Source organism: Rhodococcus sp. Q, assembly GCF_005503035.1.
Taxonomy (GTDB): domain Bacteria; phylum Actinomycetota; class Actinomycetes; order Mycobacteriales; family Mycobacteriaceae; genus Rhodococcus_G.
Window position 1 is genome coordinate 21,212 of the sequence record NZ_SCOY01000003.1, and the last position, 24,027, is coordinate 45,238.

Sequence of the window (24,027 nt, forward strand, 5' to 3'; positions counted from 1 at the left end):
CGACCCGCCCACCTGTTCGGGAGGTTGACGTATGCGCGGAACTGGCGTGGCCCGCCCGGCGACTCGGCGCGGGGCCTCCTCGATCATGGCTGTGGCCGGAGCGTGCCTTCTGGTCCTGGCGCCGGGCACGACGGCGGGCGGTGAACCCCCGCCGGAGACCGGCTTCGCGGTCCCGTTCTCCGGGGCGCCCGGCTACGAGCAGCTGGCGCCGACCCAGGTGACCGATCCGGGGCAACTCAATCAGCCGCTCGGTGAGCAGAAGGCGGACGAGATCGCAGCCCGGATCGGGCTCGCCAGGGACGATGCGCTGACCGACCAGCAGTACCGGGAACTCGTCACGGGCGGGGGAGTCGGCGGAGATCGCGATGCCGCGGAGGTGATCGACGCGTGCGTCCGGATCCTCACCAACACGAACGGCCGTCCCCTCCTGTCCGACGTCGGCGGCCGCCCGACGCCGACCGTCCTGGCCAGTTACGGGTTGTACGTGAACACCGATGGACTGCTGCAGAGTCCGGCCAACGCGGACGCGCCGACGAGGCAGGTGAATTCGCTGATCGCGCCCGGAGGATTCGTGGGCACCTGGCTCAGGGACAACGGTGCGACCCACACCCTGATCGCACTCTACCGATCGGCCTACACGGTGCAGGCCGTGTACGGGTTTGCTGCGCAGCAGATTTCGGGTGCTGCGCAACTGGTCACCAACACCGAGGGTGGGGTGAGCGCGACGGTCGGCATGTCGATGGCGCCGCCGCTGTGGACAGTGAACTTCGCCCTGCTGTACGTGTTGAAGCCGTCCCTTGCCGCCGCGATGCCCGCGTACTGGGCTCCCATTCCTCCGGCGGTGGCCGACGCCGTCAGGGCGAGTCCCACCGGTCAGGTTCCCTACAGCGACCATCGGTCCTACTTCGAGTGATACCCGTCCCGCCTCGGTGACGCCGCCGCGCCTCGGGGGAGGATGAGGCATGCCGTTCACACTGCCCGCAGGCGCCGACGTCGAGGTGGAGACCGAGGTGAAGCACTCGCGGTTCATCGCGGTGTTGCGTCGCGTCGACGGGCCGGTGAAGGCGCAGGAGTTTCTGGACGAGCAGCGACGGCGATTTCCCGATGCGCGGCACCACTGTTGGGCGTACATCACGGGCAACGAGCCGTCGGAGCGGGCCGAACGCGCTGGTGACGACGGGGAACCGGGAGGAACGGCCGGGGTGCCCATGCTGCAGGTGCTCCGTGCCCGCGACCTGGTCGACGTGGCGGTGGTGGTGACGCGCTATTTCGGCGGCGTCAAACTCGGCGCGGGCGGTCTCGTACGCGCATATTCGGCAGCGGTGGCAGCGGTGGTCGATGCGGCGCGACTGGTCGGCCGGGAACGTCTCGACCTGCTGGCGCTCGAGGTCGGTCACGACACCGCCGGCCGGGTGGAGGCCGAACTCCGCGGTCGCGGAGTCGCCATCGTCGACACCGTCTACGGTTCGGTCGTCACCCTCACCCTGGCCACCCGGGACCCCGCGCGCGTGGCCGATACGGTAGCCGAAATCACCTCCGGTGCAGCCGAACTCGCGCCCGCGGGCACGCGGTGGGTGGACGTGTGAGCATCCGTGTGCGGGTGAGTCAGGCCTGCGACATGGCTCGTGCCGTTGCGGTCAGTTCCTCGATGTACGTGCGTCGTTCGTCCGGGCTGACCGCGGAGCGGAGGGGGCCTATCTGCAGTTCCCATCGCGGCGTTCCTCCGGCGTCGAACACCGCGGCGGTCATGTAGCTGATCGGCAGCGGTAGCTCCGATTCGAGTGCCTCCACCGTGTACGGGTAGCCGCTGGTGTCGTCGATGAGCGCCCGCACCTGGTCGCGTAGTCGCTGACTGGCCGCATTCGAGGAGAGGTGCGTGACCACCTGGGCCAGCACGTCGATGCGGTCGATGTCGGCCGCATCGGCGCCCCAGACCGTGACACCGGTCGACGCGGTCTGCGTCAGGAGGTGTGCGAGCTGGTCGCGGCGATCGGGGGGTGCGGTGTCGAGCCATCGCTGTTGCACCGCGCGGCCCGAGGATGCGACAACGGAGATGCCGCCCGGCGCCTCCAGCGGCAGACGGACCCCCACTTCGATGCCACGCGGAATGTGCCCGAGCCTGTCGGTCATCGCGACGAACACCATCTCGGTGCCGTCGATCAGGCCGAGTGCAGCCCCACAGCGAACTCGCGAAGCGAGGGCTTCGAGGTGGCCCATCGCGTTGTCCGGCAGGCTGAGCGCCTCGCGCGCCCGCGCCGCGATCGTCGCCAGTGCCGGGCCGAGTTGGTAGCGCAGGTCCGGCAGGCGCAACACCCAGCCTCGCTGCTCGAGGGTGGCGAGGATGGACCCGGTGGTGGATCTGCTCAGGTCGAGGGCGTCGGCGAGATCCGCGGACGTCGCGGGTGTGTTGCGTGCGGCGAGCAGTCCGATGATCGACACGACCCGGTCTGTTGGGGGAGATGGCACGGATCCACTCTTGCCAACGGTCATCGGATGCTCCTACTCTCGCGGTAGTTCAAATACTTGTATCACACGATACGAATATTCGCATCATCGGAATGGGGAGTTTCATGACCGTGGCCACCGATCTCGGGGACGTCGACATCGAGGGAGTCGACTTCGCGTTCGAGGATCGCCCCGACATCCACGAGGTGCTCGAGGGGCTGCGTGAGCTCAAGTCGCACGCGGTCGTGCCCTTCGCGGGGGTGAAGGCGGTGCTGCTGCTCACCAACGACCTCGTTGCCGCCGCATTCAAGGACGAGGAGGTCTTCCCCGCCTCGGCCATCTACCCGATGACCACCGGGCCGGTCCTCGGAAAGACCCTGCAGTGCATGGCAGGCGACGAGCATCGCAAGAACCGGGCGCTGGTGTCGCCGTCGTTCCAGCGCAAGCGGGTCGCCGAGTTCATCGAACCGCTCCTTCAACCGCTCGCACACGAACTCATCGACCGGTTCGCCGATCGGGGTTCGGTGGATCTCGTCGCGGAGTTCACGACCCGGTACCCGGTGCTCCTGATCAGCCGGCTGATGGGCCTTCCGGAGCAGGACGAGGCGACCATCCACCGGTGGGCGCACGACCTGTTCTACTTCCCGTTCGACCCCGAGGCCGCGATGCGCGCATCGCAGGACTTCTCCGACTTCGCCACGCCGATCATCGCCGACCGTCGCAGCAACCCCGGCGACGATCTGATCTCGGTCCTGGTCACCGAGAATCAGGAGGGCGAGACCCTCACCGACGACGAGGTGCTCTCGTTCCTGCGACTGCTGTTCCCCGCGGGTGCGGACACCACGATGCTCGCGCTGGGCAACACCCTGTCCGCGTTGCTCACCCATCCCGATCAGATGGAACTTCTGCGGTCCGACCTCGCCGAGCACGCGATCTGGGCGGTGTGGGAGGGGCTGCGCTGGGAGCCGCCGGTGGGACTGCTGCCACGGGCGTGCCCGGAGGCGGTCAGCTGGAACGGGATCGACATCCCGGCGCTGACACCGATGGTCTTCTCCATCAATGCCGCGAACCGGGACCCCGATGTGTACCCGGATCCGCACGACTTCGACATCACCCGGCGCAAGCAGGCGATGCTCTCGTTCGGCCGGGGCCCGCACAGCTGCGCCGGAAACTGGCTGGCCATCGCCGAACTCGAGACGGCACTGACGGCACTCCTCCAACGCCTGCCCGGGCTGCGTCTGCAGGACGGTGCCGAGGCGGACGCGAAGGTGACCAGCCAGGTCGGTGTCGCGCTACGCGGCCCGAACGCGCTGTCCGTCGAGTGGGACGTCTGACTTCGGTTGCAGCACGAGCTGTTCGACGCCGACGGTCGGCGCCCCTGAACGGGACCTGACACTGGTCCGAAACCCCACCGTATCCCTACGACGAGACGAGACTTCGTGAAGAACACCAGGACCACCCGGGCCACGTCGGCGCGATGTTGTCGTACCTCCGGTGACGACGGAGTCGCACCGAACAGGTTTGCACGTGCCGGTGTCGCCGCGACCGCGATCGCGCTCTCCGTCGTGCTCGGAAGTGGTAGCGCCGCCGCGGCGGGACCGTGGGGCCCACTCGCGCCGCCGAATCCGTACCTGGGCCCGAACGGGACATCGACCATGCACGGCGACGCCGGCTCCTCGGACGTCACACCCCTCGCCGGTCCCGGCACGGGGGCGGTCACGGTCGGGGCGACGAGCCTCGTCTCCGCCTGCCCGACCCTGCTGCAGGGTTCCGACTCGTTCGTCGTTGCGCTGTGCACCACCATGATCGGGCGCAATCCGACCGTGCACCTGATCGACACCGACGGCTCGGGTTCGTCGGGATCGGCGAGCGGGCTCGGATCGTCGGACCTCGGCTCCCTCGCCGCGGGGTCCACGGGCGGCAACTCGGCGGGCGCCTCGCTCGCGGAACTCGAACTGCCCAAGGGCAGCCTCCTCGGCGGCGTGTACGCCTACCTCGACAACGACAACAGGCTCGTCGCCGTCGACGGGGAGCGCAGGCTCGTCCGGGTCGGGCACCACAACAACGGCGGCCGGTGGTCCCTGTCCGTCGACGAGTCCGTCGACCTCTCCGGTGTGATCGCTGCCGACGACAGTGTCACCGGTCTGGCTCCCGACTGGGCCGGGAACGTGTGGTTCGCGACGGGCGCGGGCCGGGTCGGGTACGTCGACGCCGCCGGGGTTGCGCGTACGGTCGACCTGCCTGCGGGCGAGCGCGTCGAGAACAGCATCTCCACGTCCCCCACCGGGACCTCGGTGGCGACCACGCACGCCCTGTACGAGCTGTCCGCCGCGCCGGGTCAGGCGCCGCAGGTGCAGTGGAGGGCAGCGTACGACCGCGGAAGTGCCCGAAAGCCAGGACAACTCAGCTGGGGAACCGGGTCCACTCCCACCTACTTCGGACCCGTGACCGGGCACGAGTACGTGACGATCGTGGACAGCGCCGACACCACGGTGTCGCTGCTGGTGTACCGGGTGTCGGACGGTCAGCAGGTGTGCCACACCCCGGTGCTGGCGAACGGTGGACCGGGCAGCGAGAACTCGCCGATCGCGATCGGATCGACGGTGATCGTCGCCGGCACGTACGGCTACCCGTACCCCGCCGTCCCGGAGAGCGCCGGACCGTCCGTGCCCGCCTCGGCGCCGTTCGCCGGCGGGATGACGCGTGTCGAGGTCGGCTCCGGCGGATGCACCGTGCTCTGGGACACCGACGTGAAAAGCTCTGCGGTTCCGCACCTGTCGACCGCCGACGACACCATCTACACGGTGCTCCGGAAGGGTACGGGCGGTGCGGTGGACGGATTCGCCTACGCCGCGATCAACCCGGTCACCGGTGCGGTCATGGCGACCGCTGACATGCCGGGCAGCACCCTCAACGACACCATCCAGATGTCCGGCCTGATCACGTCCGAAGGTGACCTGATTCAGGGAACGCTCAACGGCATCGTGCGCGTGTCGCGCGGCTAACCGGCGTCGAGCATCGGTGGTCCGGTCGATTCCGTTCGCGGATTCGACCGGGCCACCGCGTGTTTCGCCCTCCGGGGCAAGTCCGCGCCGACCGCTGTCGGATGATCAGGCGTCCTCGGCGTCACGGCAGCATCCACGCCGCCGCGCCGGTGGTCTGCAGCCAGATCAGAGCAGACATCACCGCCAGGCCGCCCAGGCTCCACGGCAGCAGCCTGCGCAGCAGTGCGCCCTCCCGGCCCGCGAGGCCACCGACGGCCGCGACCAGCGCGAGGTTCTGCGGGGACAGCACGGTTCCCAGTGCGCCACCGGACATGTTCGCGGCAGCCAGCACTCGTGGGTCCAATCCGGCCTGACCGGCGGCCGCCACCTGAAGGGCCCCGAACAGTGCGTTGGAGGACGTGTTGGACCCGGTCGCCGCGACGCCGAGCCATCCCAGGGCGGGGGACAGCAACGCGAACGCGCCGCCTGCCGTGGCCATCCACTGTCCGATCGTCATCGTCTGCCCGGACAGGCTCATCACGTACGCAAGGGCGAGCACCGACATCACCGTGACGATCGGCCACTTCAGACGGTTCAGTGCCGCGACGTAACTGCGGAACGCGTCGGCCGGGGGCGGCCGCAGGATCGGGATGCACAGCAGGCCTGCGACCAGGACCAGCGTCCCCGGGGCGGCGAGGGTGTGGAAGGTGAAGGCGACCGCAGTGGGTTCGAGTCCGGCGGCCGTCACGACGTCGAGTCCGGGCCAGTCGAACGCCCGCGTTGTCCGGGCGAGAAGCGCCTTCACAGGACCGAGTTGGCCGGCCGCGAACACCGCCACGATCAGCGCGTACGGCGCGTACGCCTGCACGGTGCGGGCGCGGTTCGGCTCGTCGGCGTGCCCGGATCCGTCGGACTCCGCGGCACCCGCGCGGGTCCCGGCGCCGGGTGTCCAGACCCGCAGGAGGGCGACCAGCGCGAGCGCGCTCACCGTTGCGGCGACCGTGTCGACCAGTCCGACCGCGATGTAGTTCGAGCACACGAACTGGGCTGCCGCGAAGGAGATTCCAGCGACCACCGCGGCGGGCCAGGTCTCCCGCAGTCCGCGTCGACCGTCGATCAGGACCACCAGCACGAGTGGCACGACGACGGCCACAACCGGAACCTGCCGTCCGACGACGGCTCCGATCTCGTCGACGGGCAGTCCCGTCACCCGCGACATGGTCAGGGTCGGCGTGCCCAGCACCCCGAACGGTGTCGCGACCGTGTTGGCGACGAGCGCGACCATCGCCGCCTTCATCGGACGAAAACCCAGTGCCACCAACATGACCGACGAGATCACGATCGGGGTGCCGAATCCTGCCACCGACTCGAGCAGGGCGCCGAAACAGAACGCGACGATGATCGCCTGGATACGGCGGTCTGCGGAAATGCCTGCGAACGAGCGCCGCAGCGCGTCGAAGTGGCCGCTCTCGACGGTCATGTTGTAGATCCACACCGCGTTGACGACTGTCCACATGATCGACAGCAACGCGAAGCTCGCGCCCTCGGCGCCCGCGCTCAGCGCCTGACCCGCGGGCATTCGGTAGACCCCGATGGCGATCACGAGGGCGACGGCCAGCGACGCCAGGGCGGCCCAGTGCGCCTTGATTCTCAGTACCGCCAGCATCACGAACATGGAGACGAGCGGCAGCGCGGCGACGACCGCCGACAGTCCGATTTCGTCTGCCACGGGGGCCGGTACCTGCACGAATGCCACTGGGCTCCACCTCGGTCGTAGACGAACAGTCTCCCGGCTCGGCGGTGGACCTGCCCGAACTATATCGTGCACGAACTAATCGCACGGTAACGATCTGCTGGGTGGGGTGCGGCGACTCCCGCGAATGTTGCCGCCCTGACGTGCGATGCGCACCGACCGTGGAAAGCGCCAGGTCCTCCCGCCGTAGGCCGGCCTCGTCAGGGCGCGACGAGGCACACGGGACCGAGGGGAGTGGCGGGATTGACGGTGACCGTCCGGACGGGGCCGCCGGCGGAGGTCTGATACGCCATCAGCGAATGCTCACCCGGCGCCGTCGGCGTCCACAGCGCGACCTTGTGCCCGAGGACCACCGGCGTGCTGAAGTACGGGTCGACCTTCCAGGCCTGTTCCTCGGGAGACATGATCGCCTCGTTGGTGTAGTCGACGATGTCGGTGCGAGGCTCGACCAGGCGCTCGGTGCGTGCCACCACCAGGTAGGTGCACCCGACGCCGAACGGGGTGGTCGGTCCCGTGCCGAGGCCGGGGACGATGGTCAGGTCGACAACCTCCGCCGAGGCGGTCGGTGCCGTCCCCAGTGCGACCGCGGCGCCCGCCGCGACAGCAAGCAGGGACAGTCTGATCGATCGCGAAGTGGCCATACCGATGAGTCGGTTTGGTTCCTCGGGGCGTTACGCCGCGGCAGGCACACCGGCCGACGTGCACGCCGCCGCCCGCGACGTCGATCAGACGAGGCGGCTATCTCGAGACGGCCACGTGATCGAGCCACGACACCATGAGGCTGCCGCCCGCGCTGGACATCTGGATCTGGCGAGGGTCGGTGTCGCCCGGCCACGGCACCGACCACACGATCTCTCCGTCGCTCGCCCGGATCGCATGGGTGCCGGTGTAATCGCCGAACGCGAAGTACTCGCCGTCGGTGACTCCGCCGCGCACCCAGTACGCGTCCTCCCACGGCGTCTGCCACAGCTGCCGGCCCGAGCGTAGGTCGAGACCGGTGATGGTCTTCGAGTCCGGCGAGGTGACCAGGGCGGTGTTTCCGACCACTGCCACCAGAGCACTGCTCCTGCCGAATGATTCGTCCTTCACGAGTGCCGGGCTGCGCCAGAGTTCGTTACCCGACGCGGGATCGTAGGCGCCGTCGCCGAGAAACATCGGCGGCGGCGAGGACGGCTTGCTGGGGAAGGTCGGTGAGCGGTACGAGGGGATGGGGATCGAGCGGATGGTCGAACCGTCCGCAGCGAGGAGGTCCTGAGTTCCGACCGTTCCCGACCTCGAGCCGCGGCTGACGAGGAACAGGCCGTCCCCAACCGGTTGAAGCGAGTCGCCCTCGAACGTGAACCGCGTGGCCCCGGAGTCGAGATCGAAGACGGTGTACACGTACTGCGGATCGCCCGGGCCGCGCACCAGAGCGATGACGGCATTGCTGTCCGGCACCGTATGGACGGACGCGCTGCCGTCGAGGGTGCCGAAGGTGCGTCGGAAGTTCGCGGTGAGATCGGTGACGGTTCCGCTGGTGAGAACCGGCACCTGGGTCCCGCCGTCCGTTCCGGACCCCGACACGTACACGGTGCTTCCGCTGATCTGCGCGCCGTTGACGTCGAAGTCGGTGCCGAGTTCGGCCAGGAGCGTTCCGGATGTGGTGTCGACGAACGCTATCCGACGCCTCTCCCAGCACGCGAGGACCGCGGCCTCGACCTCGGGACTGCACTGAGTCACCCTTCCGATCCGTGTCTTCCATGCCGGCGACCCATCGGCGGGACGAATCCCGACGAGGGTCACGTCACCGACGGGGCGACCGGACTGCCCCGCGACTTCGGGAAGGGGGTGAGCGGCGGCAGCGATCATGAGGTCGCCGGCATCGAGAATCCCGCCGTAGCCGTAGTAGGACTCGAGCTGGTACGGCATCGGCAGGAGGACGTCACCGGGATTGTCGGTGAGGCGTCCGACGTCGAGGGTCCACGCGGGCTTCGGCGCGGTCTCGAGCGAGGTGGTCACGACGTGGCGGTCGGCCTCGGCGGATGGTTCGCCGCCGGCCGGGGAGTCGTCCTGGCGGTGGACGGTCACGAGCACCCCGAGCGCCGCGACCACCACCATGATCGAACCGAGCATGACGAGCTTCCGGTGATCCCCCACACCCGTGCGCATGGGCACACGCTAGCGGTCCGCCGGCGAGGGCCGCAGAAATCCTCGAATCGGTACCGCCCACAGCTCAGGGCAGTATCGAATCGACGTAGCCGCCGTCGACCCGGACCGCACCGCCGGTGGTGGCCGACGCGAGGGGAGAGGCGAGGTACACGACGAGGTTCGCGATCTCCTCGGGCTCGATGAGACGCTGTAGTAGTGACTGGGGTCGGTACGTCACCATGAACTCGTGTTGCGCTTCGTCCCAGGGCAATTCGTCGCCGACCAGTTCGCGGACGAACTCCTCGACACCACCGGTGTGTGTCGGCCCGGCGATCACAGAGTTCACGGTGACTCCGGTGCCGGCAGCGGCCTTCGCGAAGCCGCGGCTGACGGCGAGCAGTGACGTCTTCGTCATGCCGTAGTGGATCATCTCCGTCGGTATGACGACGGCCGAGTCGCTGGCCAGGTTGAGGACGCGACCCCAGCGGCGGTCGGTCATGCCGGGCAGGTAGGCGCGGATGAGACGGATGGCGGAGAGGACGTTGACCTCGAAGTAGCGGCGCCACTCGGCATCGTCGATCTCCAGCGGGGGAGCGGAGCCGAAGATGCCGAGGTTGTTGACGAGGATGTCGACGGCGGGCACTGCGTTCAGGACGGCCGCGGTGCCCGCCTCTGTGGACAGGTCGCCGACGGCGCCGAGGACGTCGGCTCCGTCGGATTCGGCCCGCACCGCTCGGGCTGCCTCCTCGACGCGGTCTGCGCCTCGACCGTTGACCACGACACGGGCACCCGAGCGGGCGAGACCTACGGCGATGGCGAGGCCGATGCCCTGGGTCGATCCGGTGACCAACGCGGTGCGCCCGGTGAGATCGATCTGCATGTGCAGTGCTCCCCTCGCGGAGCCGGTGCCACCGTCGTCGACGACGGTGTCGACGATCTCCGTGCCGTCGCTACCGGCTCCGACGAGCGTATCGGGCTGCTGGACGCTGCGCAGGGCGCACCGATCGGGTCAGACCGGGACCGCCTGGTTGTTGAGTACCAGACCTGCTCGGGGCCAGTCGAATCGGAGGACCTTGCCGGTGCTCGACGCCGTGATGTACGCCGTGCGCATGTCCGGTCCACCCCAGCAGATGTTCGTGATGCCGGGGTCGCCATCGGTGTCGATGGCGACGATCTCGACCAGTGTGCCCTCCGGGCTGATCACGCAGATACCGGGCGTGGCCAGCGACGCAACGCAGATGTTGCCGTTGGCCTCGACGCCGAGCGAATCGAAGTAGCGGAAGTCGGGCGACCCGTAGAGGAAGTTGCCGCCGCCCGAGCCTGCGAGCGTCAAACCGCCCACGATCTCACCGGGCCCGGTGATCTCCCACCACCAGACGCGGGCGGTGAAGGTCTCGCTGACGTAGAGCCGGGTGCCGTCAGGGGAGATCCCGACTCCGTTGGGGCCGTTCATGTCCGATGCGATCTGACGGATCGACGAGCCGTCGACGGTGCCGTAGAAGAGGCGGCCGTGGTCGGTCGTCTTCTCGTTGCTCTTGCCGTGGTCGGTGAAGTAGAAGCCACCGTGCGCGTCGAAGACGATGTCGTTGGGGCCGCGCAGGGGGGTTCCGTCGCACTCGGTGTACAGCGTTTCGACCTCGCCGGTCTCGAGGTCGACGGCCTGGATGCTGCCGCTGGTGTAGTCCGCCGGAGTGCCCCCGGAGAAGACGTAGCCGTACGCCTCGGTGGCAATCATTCCGCCGCTGTTCGCGATGTAGCAGCGTCCGTCGGGGCCGATCGCAGCGCCGTTGGGGCCACCGCCGACCTCCGCGACGACCGTGGTGGTGCCGTCGGGGGTCACGCGGGTGAGCGTGCCCCGATGGATCTCGACGACAAGCACATCGCCGTTCGGCAGTGACACCGGGCCTTCAGGGAACTTCAGCCCGGTGGTGAGGACGGTGAATGACATCGGGTTCTCCTGTGTTCGTGGGTCGTTGAAGGGGCGTCAGTTGGTGGTGAACTGATCGCGCAGGACGTTCTTGCGGATCTTGCCGCTGACGGTCTGGGGCATCTCGTCGATGAAGATGACCTTGCGGGGCTGCTTGAACGCGGCGAGTTGCGCCTTGCAGCTGCCGACGACCTCGTCGGCCGTCAGCTGCGTGCCCGGCTTGCGCACCACGACCGCGGTGACGAGTTCGCCCCACTTCTCGTCGGGTGTTCCGATGACGGCGGCACCGAGAACGTCGGGGTGCGTGTAGATCGCGTTCTCGACCTCGCTGGAGTACACGTTCTCGCCGCCGGTGATGATCATGTCCTTGGCGCGGTCGACGATGTAGAGGAATCCCTCCTCGTCCTGGCGCGCGAGGTCCCCGGTGTGGAACCAGCCGCCCTCGAAGGCCTCCGCGTCCGCGGCGGGGTTGCCGAAGTAGCCCTTCGTGACCTGGTCGCCTTGGACCACGATCTCACCGATTTCGCCTGTGGTGCACTCGTTTCCGGACGGGTCGACCACGCGGACGTCGACCAGCGACATCGGCTTGCCGACGGCGTCGAGCAGGTGCTCCTCGCCCTGAGCCGCTCGGACGTGGGCCGCCTTGTCCAGGGTAAGCATGTTGCCGCCCAGTTCCGTCATGCCCATACCGGCGTAGACGACCGGACCGAACCGCTCGATGGTCTGGCGCAGTACGTCGGCGGGGATCTTCGAGGCTCCGTAGCCCATCCACTCCAGGCTGCTGAGGTCGTAGTCGTTGATCTTCGGGTGCGCGAGCAGCATCTGCATCATGGTCGGGGCGAAGCCGCCACTGGTCACGCGGTTGTCCTGCACCAACTGCATCCACCGCTCCGGATCCCAGCCCGACATCATCAGCACCGAGCCGCCGTGGAACTGGTGCAGCGGCGTCAGGTAGCCGGCGATGTGGCACAGCGGCATGGCGTTGAGGAAGCAGGTGTCCGGCGTCGGGTCGTACTCGATCGCCGACTGGATCAGTGCTGTGTTGAGGTTGCGATGGCTCAGCCGGGCGCCCTTGGGCTTGCCCGTCGTTCCGCTGGTGTACAGGATCCACGCGTCGTCGTCGTCGCTGATCTTCAGTTGCGGGGTGGTCGTCGCCGCGGACGTCAGGACGTTCTCGTATGCGGTGAATCCCGTTGCGGCCTCGCCGATCACGATGATGTGCTCGACGCTGGTGAGCTCGGATCGGTGGTCGGCGATGGCCTCGAGGTACTTGGCCTCGACCATCAGCACGCGTGCGCCGGAGTCGTTGAGGATCCAGACCCACTCCTTGGGGTGGAGTCGGTAGTTGAGCAGGGTCAGCACCATGCCGGCAGAGGGAACGCCGTAGTAGGCCTCGACGTACTCGAGGTTGTTCTCGGACAGCAGGGCGACGCGGTCCCCGGGGGAGGCCAGCCCGCTCAGGCCGTTGGCCAGGCGCATCGCGCGCTGGTGGAGTTCGGCGTAGGTCCGCGCGTCGGAACCGTCGTCCATGGCGAGCGCGGTCCGATGGGGGAAGCGGGCGGCGTTCCGCCGCAGAAGGTCGCTGTACAGCATGTGGGCTCCAAGGGAAACGAGGCCGGGTCGACTAAGGATTGCACACAATCTAGCGCGACAGTGCGGCAGGTCACAAGGGGTTGTCGACAACGACCCGGTCGTCCCGGGCGTGGAACGAGTGTGCGCACGGGTGCGAGGCATCCTGGATCTCCGCACGCAATCGGCAGTACGGGGCGGTGAGCAGCGGGAGTCGAGTCGGCGGTGCGTCAGGATCGCATACCTTCGCGAGGCTACTTTGTTTGTATACAATGTTGAGGCGTCCTGATGGATGGCTGCAAGCGAAGCTGCGACGGAAGGTGTTGGCCGTGGAGATCGTCGAGGTGAGCCCTCGTGACGGGCTGCAGAACGAGAAGGTGCACGTGTCGACCTCGGACAAGATCGCGCTGATCGAGCGTGCGATCGCGTCCGGTCTGCGTCGTATCGAGGCGACCAGCTTCGTGCACCCGGCCGCGGTACCGCAGATGGCCGATGCCGAGGCCGTCATGGCAGGAGTGCCGCGCCGCGCCGACGTCTCCTACAGCGGCCTCGTCCTCAACCGTCGCGGGTTCGATCGCGCGGTTGCGGCGGGCGTCGACGAGGTGAACTGCGTCGTCGTGGCGTCCGAGACGTTCAGTGCGCGCAACCAGCGCATGTCGGTCGCCGACTCGGTCGACACGGTGCGCGATCTCGTCGGTGACGCGCGGGCGGCCGGGATCGCGGTGTCGGTCACCATCGCCACCGCATTCGGGTGCCCGTTCGAGGGTGAGGTTCCGGAGTCGGCGGTCCTCGCGCTGGCAGCGCAGGTGGCCGAGTTCGGTGTGGACGAGATCGCGTTGGCCGACACCATCGGGGTCGGGGTGCCCGCTCAGGTCACCCGCCTGGTCGCGGGGACCGCGGCGGTCGCTCCCGACGTCCGGCTGCGTTGCCACTTCCACAACACTCGTAACACCGGCTACGCCAACGCGATCGCGGCACTCGACGCGGGGGTGACGGTGCTGGACTCCTCGATCGGCGGGATCGGCGGGTGCCCCTTCGCTCCGGACGCCACCGGCAACATCGCGACGGAAGACCTCGTCTATCTCCTGGATCGAAGCGGAATCGATTCGGGTGCGCGGCTTCCCGACCTGATCGACGCCTCAGACTGGCTCGGCGGGGTTCTCGGCGCGACGGTTCCCGGACAGCTTGCCCGCGCCGGCGCCTTCCCGGGCTGACCCCTCGAACAGGTCGGCCACCTCACCGCTGTTGGTGGCGGCGAGGTGGGCGAGCAGTACGTCGCGACCCTGGAGGACGTGCTCGTGCATGAGGGCCGATGCCCGGCCACCGTCGCCGCCGACGATCGCGTCCCGGATGAGCTGGTGGAACAGGTGTGACCGCTCGGTCTGGGCCCGGTCGTACTGCCGGAACGCCTGGAAGACGAGGGGGACGTCGGTGGTGCGTTCGAGGAGTCGGCTCAGGCGTTCGTGCTTTGCCGCGGCCATGATCGCCCCGTGGATCCGGCTGTTCGCGGTGTCGACCGCTCGGACCCGGTCCACCGCGTCCAGCGACGGCGCGGACAGGGCGAGTGCGAACGCGTCGATGCCCGCATCGAGTTCGTCGAGGTTGGTGGCATCGATGCGCTCCGCCGCCAGCTCGGCCGCGTATGCCTCGAGTCGCGCGCGGAGGCCGTACAGGTCCGAGACGTCGGCCGTCGACAAGGTGCGCACGACGGCTCCCCGGTTGGGTTCGCTGAGAACGAGTCCTTCGGCCTCGAGCCGTCGCAGCGCCTCACGGACGGGTGTGCGGGACAGCGAGAACTGTTCGGCGATCCGTTGTTCGATCAGACGCTGACCCGGCCGGTACCGCCCTTCGACGATTTCCCGGCGAATGTGCGCGTAGGCCGCCTGTCCCGGTGCCTGCGGTGTGGTTGCCACGGTTCCTCTTCGTTGTGTCAAGTGATCGCGTCGCGGCAAGCCTATCCCGACCGACCGCCCCTATTTGTATACAGATTAGGGGAGTATCCGCTTCATTTGGTGACATTGAACGCAGATTGTGTACAATCGAACACATGACTGCGACTCTTGGTCCTCTGAGTGGCCTGCGTGTACTCGAACTGGGAAGCTTCATCGCCGGTCCCTTCGCCGGACAGTTGCTCGGCGACTACGGAGCCGAGGTCCTCAAGGTCGAAGCGCCGGGGGCCGGTGATTCGATGCGTCGGTGGGGCGTGACGGTCGACGGCGAGAGCCTGTGGTGGCCGTCCATCGCGCGGAACAAGAAGTCGGTCGCCATCGACCTGCGGCAGTCCGACGGCCGGGACCTGATTCGCAAGCTCGTCGCCGAGGCCGACATCGTCCTCGAGAACTTCCGGCCAGGCACGCTCGCCAAGTGGGGGCTGGACTACGCGGCGCTCTCCGAGATCAATCCGCGAATCATCGTCGTCCACGTCTCCGGGTTCGGTCAGGACGGGCCGCGATCGACGGACGCCGGATTCGGCAGTGTCGGCGAGGCGATGGGCGGCATTCGGCACACGACGGGCAACCCGGAACTGCCTCCGACCCGCACCGGCATCAGCCTCGGTGACTCGCTGGCGGCCCTGTTCGCCGTGATCGGCACCCTCGCCGCGGTCCACGAACGGTCTGTCAGCGGCCGCGGTCAGGAGGTGGACGTCGCGATCTACGAGGCGGTGGCCGCGCTCATGGAATCGACCATGGCGGACCACGAAATCGGTGGAATCACCCGCGGGCGAACGGGATCCGTGCTGCCTCGGGTGGCGCCCTCGAACGTCTATCCCACGTCGGACGGAGCTGAGGTGATCATCGCCGCGAACGCCGACACCGTCTTCCGTCGGCTCTGCACTGCCATGGGTCGAGCGGAACTGGCCGAGGATCCAAGGTTCGCCGAACACGGGCCACGTGGCGACAACATGGCCGAGATCGACGCGATCATCGGTGCCTGGACGTCGACGATGACCGCCGACCAGCTGCTGAAGACGATGGAGGACGGCGGCGTTCCTGCCGGCCGGATCTACACCGCCCCGGACATGTTGGCCGATCCGCACTATGCGGCGCGGGACATGGTGGTGCGCTTGGTCAACCAGTTCGGTGTTGCCGTGCCCGCCGCAGGCGTCGTGCCCAAGTTCTCCCGGTCCACGCCGGCGCAACCGGTTCCCGGTCCGGGTCTCGGTGAGCACACCCGCGAAGTCCTGACCGCACTGGCGGGCGTCGACGAGGCCCGCTGGGCCGACCTGCAGTCCTCCGGAATTGCCATGCAGGACAACAGCTGACATCCGGTCCCGGGCGCCGCTGACGGGCGCCCGGGATCTGCCACGCCGACCGGTATCGGCGCAATGCGGCCCCACACGAAACGGTGTGGGGCCTGCTTGCGTTGTCCGATGACTTCCTCTGTCGTGCGTCGTATTCCATTGGGGTGGAACGTGTCTGGAGCAACCCTAAGGCCGGGAAGGGGTTGACACGACCCGTGTCGGCGATCACAATTTGGGCGATTGGTGACATGACTGTCACATCACCCTCACCTCTGCTGCGGCGCCGCCGCGGCAACCGGCAACACCCTTCCCGGAGTCGACACCCACCACCTCCGGGCCACCCCCTCGACAAACGGAGCGACCATGAAACGCACCATCGCCGTTGGCCTGACCGCCCTGTGCGCCACCGCAACCCTGACCGCCTGCTCCGGCCGCGAGAGCGCGACGGCCGCAGGCGACTGCGATCCCGGTATCACCGACTCCGAGATCCGGTTCGGCACCAGCCTCATGCAGTCGGTGGCGGGGCCGCAGGCCGCCGCGGCGACCGCGCTGTTCGAGGAGATCAACGCGGCAGGCGGGGTTGCCATGGGGGACGGCAAGACTCGCAAGATCTCGTACACCGCGCTGGACGACGGATACGACCCCGCCCGCACGGTCGGCAATGTTCGCTCGCTGGTGGAGCAGGAGCAGGTCTTCGCGATCCAGAACCTGGTCGGTACCGCCTCGACCCTCGCGGTCGTCGACTACCTGGCGCAGAAGGAGGTGCCGCTCGTCTTCCCGATGACCGGCACCGACGAACTGCTCGCCACCATCGACAAGCGCCCGATCGTCGCAGGCGCGGTGAATCCGCAGACCGGATGGGAGGTGTCGGAGCGGGCGAAGCAGATCCTCCGCGACCATCCGCAGGCGAAGATCGCCGTGCTGTACCCGAACGACAGCCTCGGCAACGGCAGCCTCGACGCGCTGAAGTCCGCGCTCGAGGGAAGCGGGACGCAGATCGTCGCACAGCAGTCGTACGAGCAGACCACGCCGTCGGTGGACTCGCAGATCGTCAACCTCGCGAACTCCGGTGCCGACGTGTTCGTCAACTTCGCGACCGCGAGCTTCGTGACGCAGTCCCTCAAGAAGGCTCACGAATTGAGTTGGAAGCCGGACACGTACATCTACTCGGGCGCCACGGACACGAACTTCGTGCTCGCCCCGGCCGGACTCGAGGCCGCCGAGGGTGTCCACTCCTTCTACTGGATCTACGACGTCAGCAGCCGGGACCACGACGGTCAGCCCGGTGTGCAGGAGTGGCGCGCGTTCGCCGACCGGAACGCAGGCACCGTCAAGACCACCGACACCATCGCGGCGACGGGCTACAACACCGCGCAGTTGCTGGTCACCGCGCTCGAACAGATGAAGGGCTGCACCCGCGCCGACCTCCTCGACTCGGTCCGGAACATGCACGACGTGACCACGGACCTCTCCATCGAGGGCGTCACGTTCGACACCACCCCGGACTACCCGTACGCGATCACGTCGATGGCACCGATGACCTTCCGCGGCGGCAGCTGGCACTACGACGCTGTGGTCAACCGCAGCACCGAGGGGTGAGTGCGGTGCGGGACACGAGCGCGGCCGGTGCCGGTGAGGTACCCACCCTGCGGGTGGAGGACGTCACGCTCCGGTTCGGTGGCGTCGTCGCGCTGAACGGGCCGTCGTTCGCGATCGAGCCCGGGCAGATCGTTGGGCTGATCGGACCGAACGGCGCGGGCAAGACGACGATGTTCAACTGCATCAGCAGGCTGTATCAGCCGGACTCGGGGCGGATCACCTTCGGGGACATCGATCTTCTGGCCCTGTCGGCGGACGGTGTCGCCGATGTCGGAATCGCCCGGACCTTCCAGAACATCGGCCTGTTCCCCACGATGACGGTGGTCGACAACGTGCTCACCGGCGCGTACTCGCGCACACGGTCGGGGTTCCTGGGCAGTGCCCTCGGCCTGCCCCGGACCTCGCGGGAGGAACGGCAGGAGCGTGAGGACGCCTGGGCGCTGCTCGACTCGATGAATCTCGCGTCGGTGGGACGCGAACCCGCGGGCACCCTGCCCTACGGGACCCTCAAGCGAATCGAGTTGGCGCGGGCACTGATGCAGCGTCCGCGTCTGCTGATGCTCGACGAGCCGGCGAACGGGTTGATCCACGAGGAGGTTCTCGAACTCGCGGAGACCGTCCGGCGACTACGCGACGAGCGCGGGTTCTCGGTCCTGCTGGTCGAGCACCACATGGCGATGGTGATGTCGATTTCCGACCGGGTCGTCGTCCTGAACTTCGGCGAGAAGGTGACCGAGGGTGTTCCCGCCGAGGTCGCGGTCCATCCGGAGGTCGTCGAGGCGTACCTGGGAGGTGCCGCATGAACCTGCTGACACTCGAGGGGGTTCACGCCCGCTATGGCAGCGCGGAAGTGCTGCACGGCATCGACTTCCAGGTGCCCGAAGGCGAGGTGACCGTGGTCCTCGGCGCGAACGGCGCGGGCAAGACGACGATCCTGCGGTCGATCTGCGGGATGGTGCGGACGAGCGGGCGGATCACGTTCGACGGCCGTGACATCGCCGGAATGCGCACCGACCGGATCGCTCGCCTCGGGGTGGCGCACGTCCCTCAGGGGCGTGGCACGTTCGGGGATCTCACCGTGGAGGAGAACCTGCTGATCGGTGGCTACGCCACCACGTCCGCGGCCACCGGGCGGGCGGTCGAGCAGTGGTACGACTTCTTCCCGCGGCTACGGGAACGTCGACGCCAGTTGGCGTCGGGACTCAGCGGCGGCGAACAGCAGATGCTCGCGATCGCCCGCGCACTCGTTGCCCAGCCGCGACTGCTCCTGCTCGACGAGCCGTCCCTCGGGCTCGCGCCGCGCATCACCCAGGAGGTGTTCGCCGCGCTCGGCCGCATCAAAGAGGACACCGGGACAACGATTCTCGTCGTCGAGCAGAACGCGCATCTGGCCCTCGAGATCGGTACGTCGGCGGTGCTCGTCGACTCGGGCCGGATCGTGTCCCAGCGTCCCGCGGTCGACCTCGCACACGACGAGTCGGTGCGACGCGCCTACCTCGGATACTGAGCACAGGAGTCAGGCAATGCAGGTATTTCTTCAACAGTTGGTGGACGGGCTGACCTGGGGTGCGCTGTACGGCGCGTTCGCGCTGAGCATCGTCCTCGTCTACCGGGCGTCCGGGATCGTGAACTTCGCCCAGGGCGAGATGGCGATGTTCTCGGCGTTCTTCGCGTGGCAGTTCCACCAGTGGGGTGCGCCGCTGTACCTCGCCATCCTCGGTGCGATGGTCGTGGCGTTCGCCGGTGGTGCGGTGACCGAACGCGTGCTGATCCGACCGTTGGCGTCGTCCCCGAACCACATGCCGCTGGTCATCATCACACTCGGCCTGATGCTCGTGCTCAACAGTGCGGCCGGATGGATCTGGGGCGTGCAGAGCAAGCCCTTCCCGACCGCGGTGTCGGGATCCGTCGTCACCCTCGGACCGGTGGCGATCTCCCGACAGTCACTGGTGATCGTGGCCGCGGTCGTGGTCGTCGCGGTCCTGCTCTTCTGGCTGTTCCAACGGACCAGGACCGGACTCGCGATGCGAGCGGCGGCGGGCAATCCGGACTCGGCACAGCTGATCGGTATCCCGGTCGGACGGATGCTCACCATCGGGTGGGGACTGGCCGCCGCGATCGGGGCACTCGCGGCATCGCTCGCGGCTCCGCAGCTGCTCCTCCAGCCGAACATGCTCGTCGCGTCGCTGATCTACGCGTTCGCGGCGGCAGTGCTCGGCGGGCTGGACAGCCCGGTCGGGGCACTCATCGGTGGTCTGATCGTCGGCATCGCGGAAAACCTGGCGGGCACGTACATCTCGTGGATCGGGCACGACTTCAAACAGGCGGTGGCGCTGGCCCTGATCCTCGGCGTCCTGCTCTTCAAGCCCGAGGGCCTCTTCGGTGCACGAAAGGTCGTGAGGGTATGAGAATCCTGGAACTGCTGCGCCAACCCCGCGCGGAGCTCGACGCGCCGCGCTGGCTGTCCCGGACCGCGGTGGCCGTCGTGCTGCTCGTCGCGGCGGCGGCGCCACTGGTGTCCGCGCCGTACGTCAACTTCGACCGGTCCATGGTGCTCGTGTACGTCGTCGTCGGGCTCGGGTTGAACCTGCTGACCGGCAACACCGGGCAGATCTCGCTCGGGCACGGCTTCTTCTTCGCGGTCGGGGCCTACCTGAGTGCCGTGCTGATCGAGAACCACGGCGTGCCCTACCTGCTGCTGTTCCCGATCGCCTTCGTCGTCTGTTACGGCGTCGGCTACCTGTTCGGACTGCCCGCGCTGCGACTCCACGGACTCCAGTTGGCGCTCGCCACACTGGGTCTCGCGCTCGTGACGCCCGCGGTGATCAAACGGTTCGAGCACGTCACCGACGGGCAGGCCGGTATCAACGTCACCGGTGCGCAGGCACCGGAGTTCACCGGGCTCGAGCGTGACCAGTGGGTGTACTACCTGTGCCTGGCGACCGCCGTCGTGGGGTACGTGGTGGTGCGCCGGCTCTCGACCGGGCGAATCGGGCGTTCGCTCATCGCGATTCGCGACTACGAGGCGGTCGCGACCACGCTCGGTGTCCCCGCCACCCGCACGAAGACGACGGTGTTCGCTCTCAGTGCGGCGCTCGCGGGTGTCGGCGGTGTGCTCTACAGCCTCGTGGTCCAGTACGTGGGTCCGGAGGCGTTCGGCCTTCCGCTGGCGATCGCGTTCATCACCCTGATCGTCGTCGGCGGCCTCGGCACCGTGCCCGGTGTCGTGTTCGGTGCCTTCTTCGTGGTGTACGTGCCGCAGTTCACGGCCGACATCAACCAGTCGGCGGCAGGGATCACCTACGGCGCCGCGCTGATCCTGTTCATCTTCGTGCTTCCGTACGGGCTGATCAGCCTCGTCCGGTGGGGTCTCGGTCCAGTCATTGCCCGAATCCCCGGTCGGCGCAAGGATTCCCGGATCTCTTCCGCAGCGGAAGGGGACCCTCGGGAGATGGTCGCCGCGTCCTGATCGACCCGCCACCAAGGTCTCCCGTCGTGATGTCACGACGGGAGACCTTGGTCGTTCTTGTTGGGCCCCCTATTAGACAGCGGCCGCGCCGATCCTCCAGAGGACTGGGGGATCGGCGCGACCGGGGTTCGTTCTCGCGTGCGGCCGGCGTTACAGCCGGTGCTTGGCCAGCTTGCCGGTCTCGGTGCGGGGGAGTGCGTCGACGAACTGCACCGACCGCGGGCACGTGTAGCGGGCGAGTCGACTACGCGCGAAGTCGATGATGTCCTGTGCGAGGTCGTCCGACGGATCGGTGCCCGGGACCAGTTGCACGACCGCGTGCACGGACTGCCCCATCTCCGGATCAGGGACGCCGATCACCGCGACGTCCAGGATCGCGGGGTGCACGCTGAGACAGTTCTCGATCTGTTGCGGGTAGATGTTGACGCCACCCGAGATGATCATGAACGTCGCCCGGTCGGTGAGGAACAGGTAGCCGTCCTCATCGAGGTAGCCGACGTCGCCGACCGTCGTCCATGTCGGACGGTCGGGATGCCGGGTGTCGGCGGTCTTGACGGGATCATTGTGGTACTCGAAGCTCCAGTCGTCGCGTTCGAAGTAGAGCAGCCCGACCTCACCCGGCCCCAGCTCGCTGCCGTCGTCCCCGCAGATGTGGGCGATGCCCTGTGCGCTGCGGCCGACGCTACCCGGCTTGCGACGCCACTCTGCGCTGTCGATCAGTGTGGAGCCATTGGTCTCCGAGCAGCTGTAGTACTCGTAGAGCACGTCACCCCACCAGTCGAGCATCGCTTCCTTGACCTCGACCGGGCAGGGAGCAGCGGCGTGGACGGCGACCCGCAGTGAACTCAGGTCGTACCGGCCACGCTCCTCCTCCGGCAGCTTGAGCATCCGGATGAAGTGGGTGGGCACCCACTGCGAGTGCGTTACCGAGTACCGCTCGATCGCCGCGAGGGCGTCGCCCGCGTCGAACCGGTCCATCAGCACCACGGTGCCGCCGAGCGACTGGGTCGCCGTGCTGTAACGCAGCGGCGCGGCGTGGTAGATCGGTGCCGGTGAGAGGTAGACGGTGTCGACGTCGAATCCGTAGTACTTCTCGACGATGGGGGTGGCCGGGAGTCCGGGCGCCTCGTGAATCTGCCGGTCGGGGAGCGGTGACTTGATGCCCTTCGGTCGGCCAGTGGTCCCGGACGAGTACACCATGTCCGCCCCGGCAGGCTGATCCGGCAGCGGCTCCGCCGACACCGAGCCCACCGCGTCCGCGTAGGAGTCGTATCCGCTGACCGGGCCACCGAAGGCCAGCCGCAGGCAGTCCGCGGGGAGGTGCCCGGCCAGGTCGGCGGCGAGCTCGGTCAACGCCGCCGACACCACGAGCACCTTCGCGTCGGAGTCTGCAACCACGTAGGCGATGTCGTCGACGGTGCCGTGATGGTTGGCGGTCGTGACGTAGAGGCCGCAACGCATGGCGCCCCAGTACAATTCGAAGAGCGTCGGATCGTTGTCGCACAGCACGGCAATGTGGTCACCGCGCCGCAGTCCGGCCTCGAACAGCCAGCGCGCGAAACGCGCGGATCGTTCCTCCAACTCGGCGTAGGTGATGGTCGCCCCGGTCGATGCCATGACGACAGCGGCCTTGTCCGGGGTGACGACGCTGTGGGTGCCAGGAAACACGACCGCTACTCGCCGGACAGGTCCGCGGACAGGTCGGCGACGACGACGCCCTCGGGGACCTGGACCTCTTCGATGAGTTCGGGGCGATCGTCGAACTCGAGCTTCAGTGCGCGGCAGATGGTGGCGTGCATGTCGTACATGCACGTGATGTACGTCAGTTCCATGATCTGCTTGTCCGACAGGTTCGCCTGCAGGACGGAGAACACCGCGTCGGGAACGCGGCCGCCGTCGTAGACGAGTCCGTCCGTGTAGGCGAGGACGGCGCGTTCGAGTTCCGAGAACTGGTCGCTGACCTGCCAGTGCGGGACGGCGGCGATCTTCTCCTCGCTCATGCCGAGCGAACGCATCTGCTTGCAGTGCTGGGAGAAGACGAACTGGCTACCGCGCGCGTACCCCGCGCGGCCCTGGCCGAGTTCGCGCAGAAGCGGGTCGAGGTCGGCGTTGCGGTAGAGGGCGAATCCTCGTACGGCGTGGCGGAACACGTCGGAGGACTGGGCGAACACCGTCCACCAGTCGCCGGGGGTGGCGTGGATGGTGCCGTGATCGACGGCGGGGTCCTTGTCGGGGCCGAAGAGCCGGTCGTAGAAGAAGAGGATCTTCTCGTCGGTCACCTCGGCACGGGGGACCTCACGAAGTCGGGGCATTGCTGGTCCTTTCGGGCTGTCAGGAAGCGCTGGGAACGTTGCGGTCGGCGGCGGTCTTCGGCTGGTGCGACACATCGGCGTCGGTGAACTCGCGTGTCCAGCAGGCGAATTCCAGAAGGACGCCGTCGGGGTCCTGGAAGTAGAACGACCGGACGAAGGTGCCTGCGTGAACCTCCCGTGACGCACCCTCCGGGCTGTCGTCGTGGTTGAGGACGATGCTCAGCGGTACGCCCTCGGCCTTGAGCGCCTTGCGGTACTCGTCGAACTTCTCCGGCGGGACGGCAAGCGCGACGTGATTCATCGAGCCGACCGCGCTGGTGAGCTCCTCGCGGCCGGGCAGTCCCGCGGGCGCGGAGATTCCGGGAACCCCGTCCGGTGCGTCGGCCAGCCAGAAGAACGCCAACGTGTTTCCGCCGCCGCAGTCGAAGAAGAAGTGCTGGCCGAGGTTGTCGGGCAGGTCGAGGGTCTTGACCAGCGGCATTCCGAGGGTGCCCGAGTAGAAGTCGATGGTGCGCTGCATGTCCGAGCACACGAGCGCGAGGTGGTTGATGCCGCGGAACTCGAACTTCGGGTTGGTGGTGTTCATGGCGAACCTTTCGTG

22 protein-coding genes are annotated in these 24,027 nt (G+C 67.9%); 11 read left to right on the plus strand and 11 right to left on the minus strand.

The genetic code is table 11. The features are described 5' to 3' along the window. Positions 1–31: 31 nt before the first annotated feature. Together FFS72_RS04245 and FFS72_RS04250 are read left to right on the plus strand one after the other, a co-directional pair. Positions 32–913: a hypothetical protein gene (locus tag FFS72_RS04245; RefSeq protein WP_137872789.1), complete on the plus strand. Its 882-nt coding sequence runs from the start codon at positions 32–34 to the stop codon at positions 911–913. A 49-nt stretch (positions 914–962) separates the two neighbouring features. Continuing rightward, positions 963–1,586 carry an IMPACT family protein gene (locus tag FFS72_RS04250; protein WP_137872790.1) on the plus strand — a complete coding sequence of 208 codons (624 nt, stop codon included), beginning with the start codon at positions 963–965 and terminating at the stop codon, positions 1,584–1,586. A gap of 19 nt (positions 1,587–1,605) precedes the next feature. Here the strand turns inward: FFS72_RS04250 and FFS72_RS04255 are convergent, their stop codons facing one another. Then, on the minus strand, positions 1,606–2,490 hold the full coding sequence (locus FFS72_RS04255) for an IclR family transcriptional regulator (protein WP_137872791.1): 885 nt from the start codon (positions 2,488–2,490) through the stop codon (positions 1,606–1,608). An 80-nt stretch (positions 2,491–2,570) separates the two neighbouring features. Between FFS72_RS04255 and FFS72_RS04260 the strand changes: the two genes are divergently transcribed. Next, positions 2,571–3,779 carry a cytochrome P450 gene (locus tag FFS72_RS04260; protein ID WP_137872792.1) on the plus strand — a complete coding sequence of 403 codons (1,209 nt, stop codon included), beginning with the start codon at positions 2,571–2,573 and terminating at the stop codon, positions 3,777–3,779. A gap of 216 nt (positions 3,780–3,995) precedes the next feature. Beyond that, positions 3,996–5,450 carry a hypothetical protein gene (locus FFS72_RS04265; protein WP_137872996.1) on the plus strand — a complete coding sequence of 485 codons (1,455 nt, stop codon included), beginning with the start codon at positions 3,996–3,998 and terminating at the stop codon, positions 5,448–5,450. Positions 5,451–5,571: 121 nt separating this feature from the next. Here FFS72_RS04265 and FFS72_RS04270 read toward each other — a convergent pair whose 3' ends face one another. From FFS72_RS04270 to FFS72_RS04295, 6 genes are all read right to left on the minus strand, one after another. Then, complete coding sequence (locus tag FFS72_RS04270; protein ID WP_283235401.1) at positions 5,572–7,158, minus strand: L-lactate permease; 1,587 nt, start codon at positions 7,156–7,158, stop codon at positions 5,572–5,574. A 224-nt stretch (positions 7,159–7,382) separates the two neighbouring features. After that, positions 7,383–7,823, minus strand: coding sequence for a hypothetical protein (locus FFS72_RS04275; protein WP_137872793.1), 441 nt, complete (start codon positions 7,821–7,823; stop codon positions 7,383–7,385). 97 nt (positions 7,824–7,920) lie between these two features. Further along, positions 7,921–9,330, minus strand: a complete 1,410-nt coding sequence (locus FFS72_RS04280; RefSeq protein ID WP_137872794.1) for an outer membrane protein assembly factor BamB family protein — start codon at positions 9,328–9,330, stop codon at positions 7,921–7,923. 64 nt (positions 9,331–9,394) lie between these two features. Continuing rightward, positions 9,395–10,189: an SDR family NAD(P)-dependent oxidoreductase gene (locus FFS72_RS04285; RefSeq protein ID WP_137872795.1), complete on the minus strand. Its 795-nt coding sequence runs from the start codon at positions 10,187–10,189 to the stop codon at positions 9,395–9,397. Between the two features lie 129 nt (positions 10,190–10,318). Further along, the gene (locus FFS72_RS04290; protein ID WP_050066320.1) at positions 10,319–11,257 is read right to left on the minus strand and encodes an SMP-30/gluconolactonase/LRE family protein; all 939 of its coding nucleotides are present in this window, start codon (positions 11,255–11,257) and stop codon (positions 10,319–10,321) included. A 36-nt stretch (positions 11,258–11,293) separates the two neighbouring features. Continuing rightward, a complete protein-coding gene (locus FFS72_RS04295) occupies positions 11,294–12,829 on the minus strand; it encodes a class I adenylate-forming enzyme family protein (protein ID WP_171018558.1) in 1,536 nt (511 codons plus the stop codon). A gap of 296 nt (positions 12,830–13,125) precedes the next feature. Here FFS72_RS04295 and FFS72_RS04300 point away from each other — a divergent pair, with 296 nt between their 5' ends. Then, positions 13,126–14,019 (plus strand): hydroxymethylglutaryl-CoA lyase, encoded by an 894-nt coding sequence (locus FFS72_RS04300; protein ID WP_137872797.1) that lies wholly within the window; start codon positions 13,126–13,128, stop codon positions 14,017–14,019. Here FFS72_RS04300 and FFS72_RS04305 read toward each other — a convergent pair. Then, positions 13,945–14,718, minus strand: a complete 774-nt coding sequence (locus FFS72_RS04305; protein WP_137872798.1) for a GntR family transcriptional regulator — start codon at positions 14,716–14,718, stop codon at positions 13,945–13,947. The two genes, FFS72_RS04300 and FFS72_RS04305, sit on opposite strands and share 75 nt — an antisense overlap. A 134-nt stretch (positions 14,719–14,852) precedes the next feature. Between FFS72_RS04305 and FFS72_RS04310 the strand changes: the two genes are divergently transcribed. The 6 genes from FFS72_RS04310 (at position 14,853) to FFS72_RS04335 (ending at position 21,114) form a co-directional block, all read left to right on the plus strand. Then, entirely contained in the window at positions 14,853–16,067 is a 1,215-nt protein-coding gene (locus FFS72_RS04310) for a CaiB/BaiF CoA transferase family protein (protein WP_137872799.1), read from the plus strand. Positions 16,068–16,409: 342 nt separating this feature from the next. Beyond that, positions 16,410–17,645, plus strand: coding sequence for an ABC transporter substrate-binding protein (locus FFS72_RS04315; protein WP_137872800.1), 1,236 nt, complete (start codon positions 16,410–16,412; stop codon positions 17,643–17,645). A gap of 5 nt (positions 17,646–17,650) precedes the next feature. Continuing rightward, positions 17,651–18,448: an ABC transporter ATP-binding protein gene (locus tag FFS72_RS04320; RefSeq protein ID WP_249353118.1), complete on the plus strand. Its 798-nt coding sequence runs from the start codon at positions 17,651–17,653 to the stop codon at positions 18,446–18,448. After that, complete coding sequence (locus tag FFS72_RS04325) at positions 18,445–19,152, plus strand: ABC transporter ATP-binding protein (RefSeq protein WP_137872802.1); 708 nt, start codon at positions 18,445–18,447, stop codon at positions 19,150–19,152. The genes FFS72_RS04320 and FFS72_RS04325 overlap by 4 nt, the downstream gene beginning before the upstream one ends. A 16-nt stretch (positions 19,153–19,168) precedes the next feature. Further along, positions 19,169–20,053, plus strand: coding sequence for a branched-chain amino acid ABC transporter permease (locus FFS72_RS04330; protein WP_050066327.1), 885 nt, complete (start codon positions 19,169–19,171; stop codon positions 20,051–20,053). Continuing rightward, the gene (locus FFS72_RS04335; protein ID WP_137872803.1) at positions 20,050–21,114 is read left to right on the plus strand and encodes a branched-chain amino acid ABC transporter permease; all 1,065 of its coding nucleotides are present in this window, start codon (positions 20,050–20,052) and stop codon (positions 21,112–21,114) included. Before FFS72_RS04330 ends, FFS72_RS04335 begins: the two co-directional genes overlap by 4 nt. Before the next feature lie 150 nt (positions 21,115–21,264). Here FFS72_RS04335 and FFS72_RS04340 read toward each other — a convergent pair whose 3' ends face one another. The 3 genes from FFS72_RS04340 to FFS72_RS04350 are packed head-to-tail and all read right to left on the minus strand — an operon-like array spanning position 21,265 to position 24,012. Further along, the gene (locus FFS72_RS04340; protein WP_137872804.1) at positions 21,265–22,782 is read right to left on the minus strand and encodes an acyl-CoA synthetase; all 1,518 of its coding nucleotides are present in this window, start codon (positions 22,780–22,782) and stop codon (positions 21,265–21,267) included. A 5-nt stretch (positions 22,783–22,787) separates the two neighbouring features. Then, positions 22,788–23,426, minus strand: a complete 639-nt coding sequence (locus FFS72_RS04345) for a carboxymuconolactone decarboxylase family protein (RefSeq protein ID WP_137872805.1) — start codon at positions 23,424–23,426, stop codon at positions 22,788–22,790. Positions 23,427–23,445: 19 nt separating this feature from the next. Then, positions 23,446–24,012: a VOC family protein gene (locus tag FFS72_RS04350; RefSeq protein WP_137872806.1), complete on the minus strand. Its 567-nt coding sequence runs from the start codon at positions 24,010–24,012 to the stop codon at positions 23,446–23,448. Between the last annotated feature and the right edge of the window lie 15 nt (positions 24,013–24,027).

What these genes read in the sequence shown, in the direction of transcription:
- FFS72_RS04310 (WP_137872799.1), top strand. Translation starts at nt 14,853, where the DNA reads ATGACTGCGACTCTTGGTCCTCTGAGTGGCCTGCGTGTACTCGAACTG.
- FFS72_RS04330 (WP_050066327.1), top strand. Translation starts at nt 19,169, where the DNA reads ATGCAGGTATTTCTTCAACAGTTGGTGGACGGGCTGACCTGGGGTGCG.
- FFS72_RS04290 (WP_050066320.1), bottom strand. Translation starts at nt 11,257, where the DNA reads ATGTCATTCACCGTCCTCACCACCGGGCTGAAGTTCCCTGAAGGCCCG.
- FFS72_RS04255 (WP_137872791.1), bottom strand. Translation starts at nt 2,490, where the DNA reads ATGACCGTTGGCAAGAGTGGATCCGTGCCATCTCCCCCAACAGACCGG.
- FFS72_RS04350 (WP_137872806.1), bottom strand. Translation starts at nt 24,012, where the DNA reads ATGAACACCACCAACCCGAAGTTCGAGTTCCGCGGCATCAACCACCTC.
- FFS72_RS04325 (WP_137872802.1), top strand. Translation starts at nt 18,445, where the DNA reads ATGAACCTGCTGACACTCGAGGGGGTTCACGCCCGCTATGGCAGCGCG.
- FFS72_RS04280 (WP_137872794.1), bottom strand. Translation starts at nt 9,330, where the DNA reads ATGCGCACGGGTGTGGGGGATCACCGGAAGCTCGTCATGCTCGGTTCG.
- FFS72_RS04245 (WP_137872789.1), top strand. Translation starts at nt 32, where the DNA reads ATGCGCGGAACTGGCGTGGCCCGCCCGGCGACTCGGCGCGGGGCCTCC.
- FFS72_RS04345 (WP_137872805.1), bottom strand. Translation starts at nt 23,426, where the DNA reads ATGCCCCGACTTCGTGAGGTCCCCCGTGCCGAGGTGACCGACGAGAAG.
- FFS72_RS04295 (WP_171018558.1), bottom strand. Translation starts at nt 12,829, where the DNA reads ATGCTGTACAGCGACCTTCTGCGGCGGAACGCCGCCCGCTTCCCCCAT.
- FFS72_RS04285 (WP_137872795.1), bottom strand. Translation starts at nt 10,189, where the DNA reads ATGCAGATCGATCTCACCGGGCGCACCGCGTTGGTCACCGGATCGACC.
- FFS72_RS04275 (WP_137872793.1), bottom strand. Translation starts at nt 7,823, where the DNA reads ATGGCCACTTCGCGATCGATCAGACTGTCCCTGCTTGCTGTCGCGGCG.
- FFS72_RS04260 (WP_137872792.1), top strand. Translation starts at nt 2,571, where the DNA reads ATGACCGTGGCCACCGATCTCGGGGACGTCGACATCGAGGGAGTCGAC.
- FFS72_RS04250 (WP_137872790.1), top strand. Translation starts at nt 963, where the DNA reads ATGCCGTTCACACTGCCCGCAGGCGCCGACGTCGAGGTGGAGACCGAG.
- FFS72_RS04335 (WP_137872803.1), top strand. Translation starts at nt 20,050, where the DNA reads ATGAGAATCCTGGAACTGCTGCGCCAACCCCGCGCGGAGCTCGACGCG.
- FFS72_RS04315 (WP_137872800.1), top strand. Translation starts at nt 16,410, where the DNA reads ATGAAACGCACCATCGCCGTTGGCCTGACCGCCCTGTGCGCCACCGCA.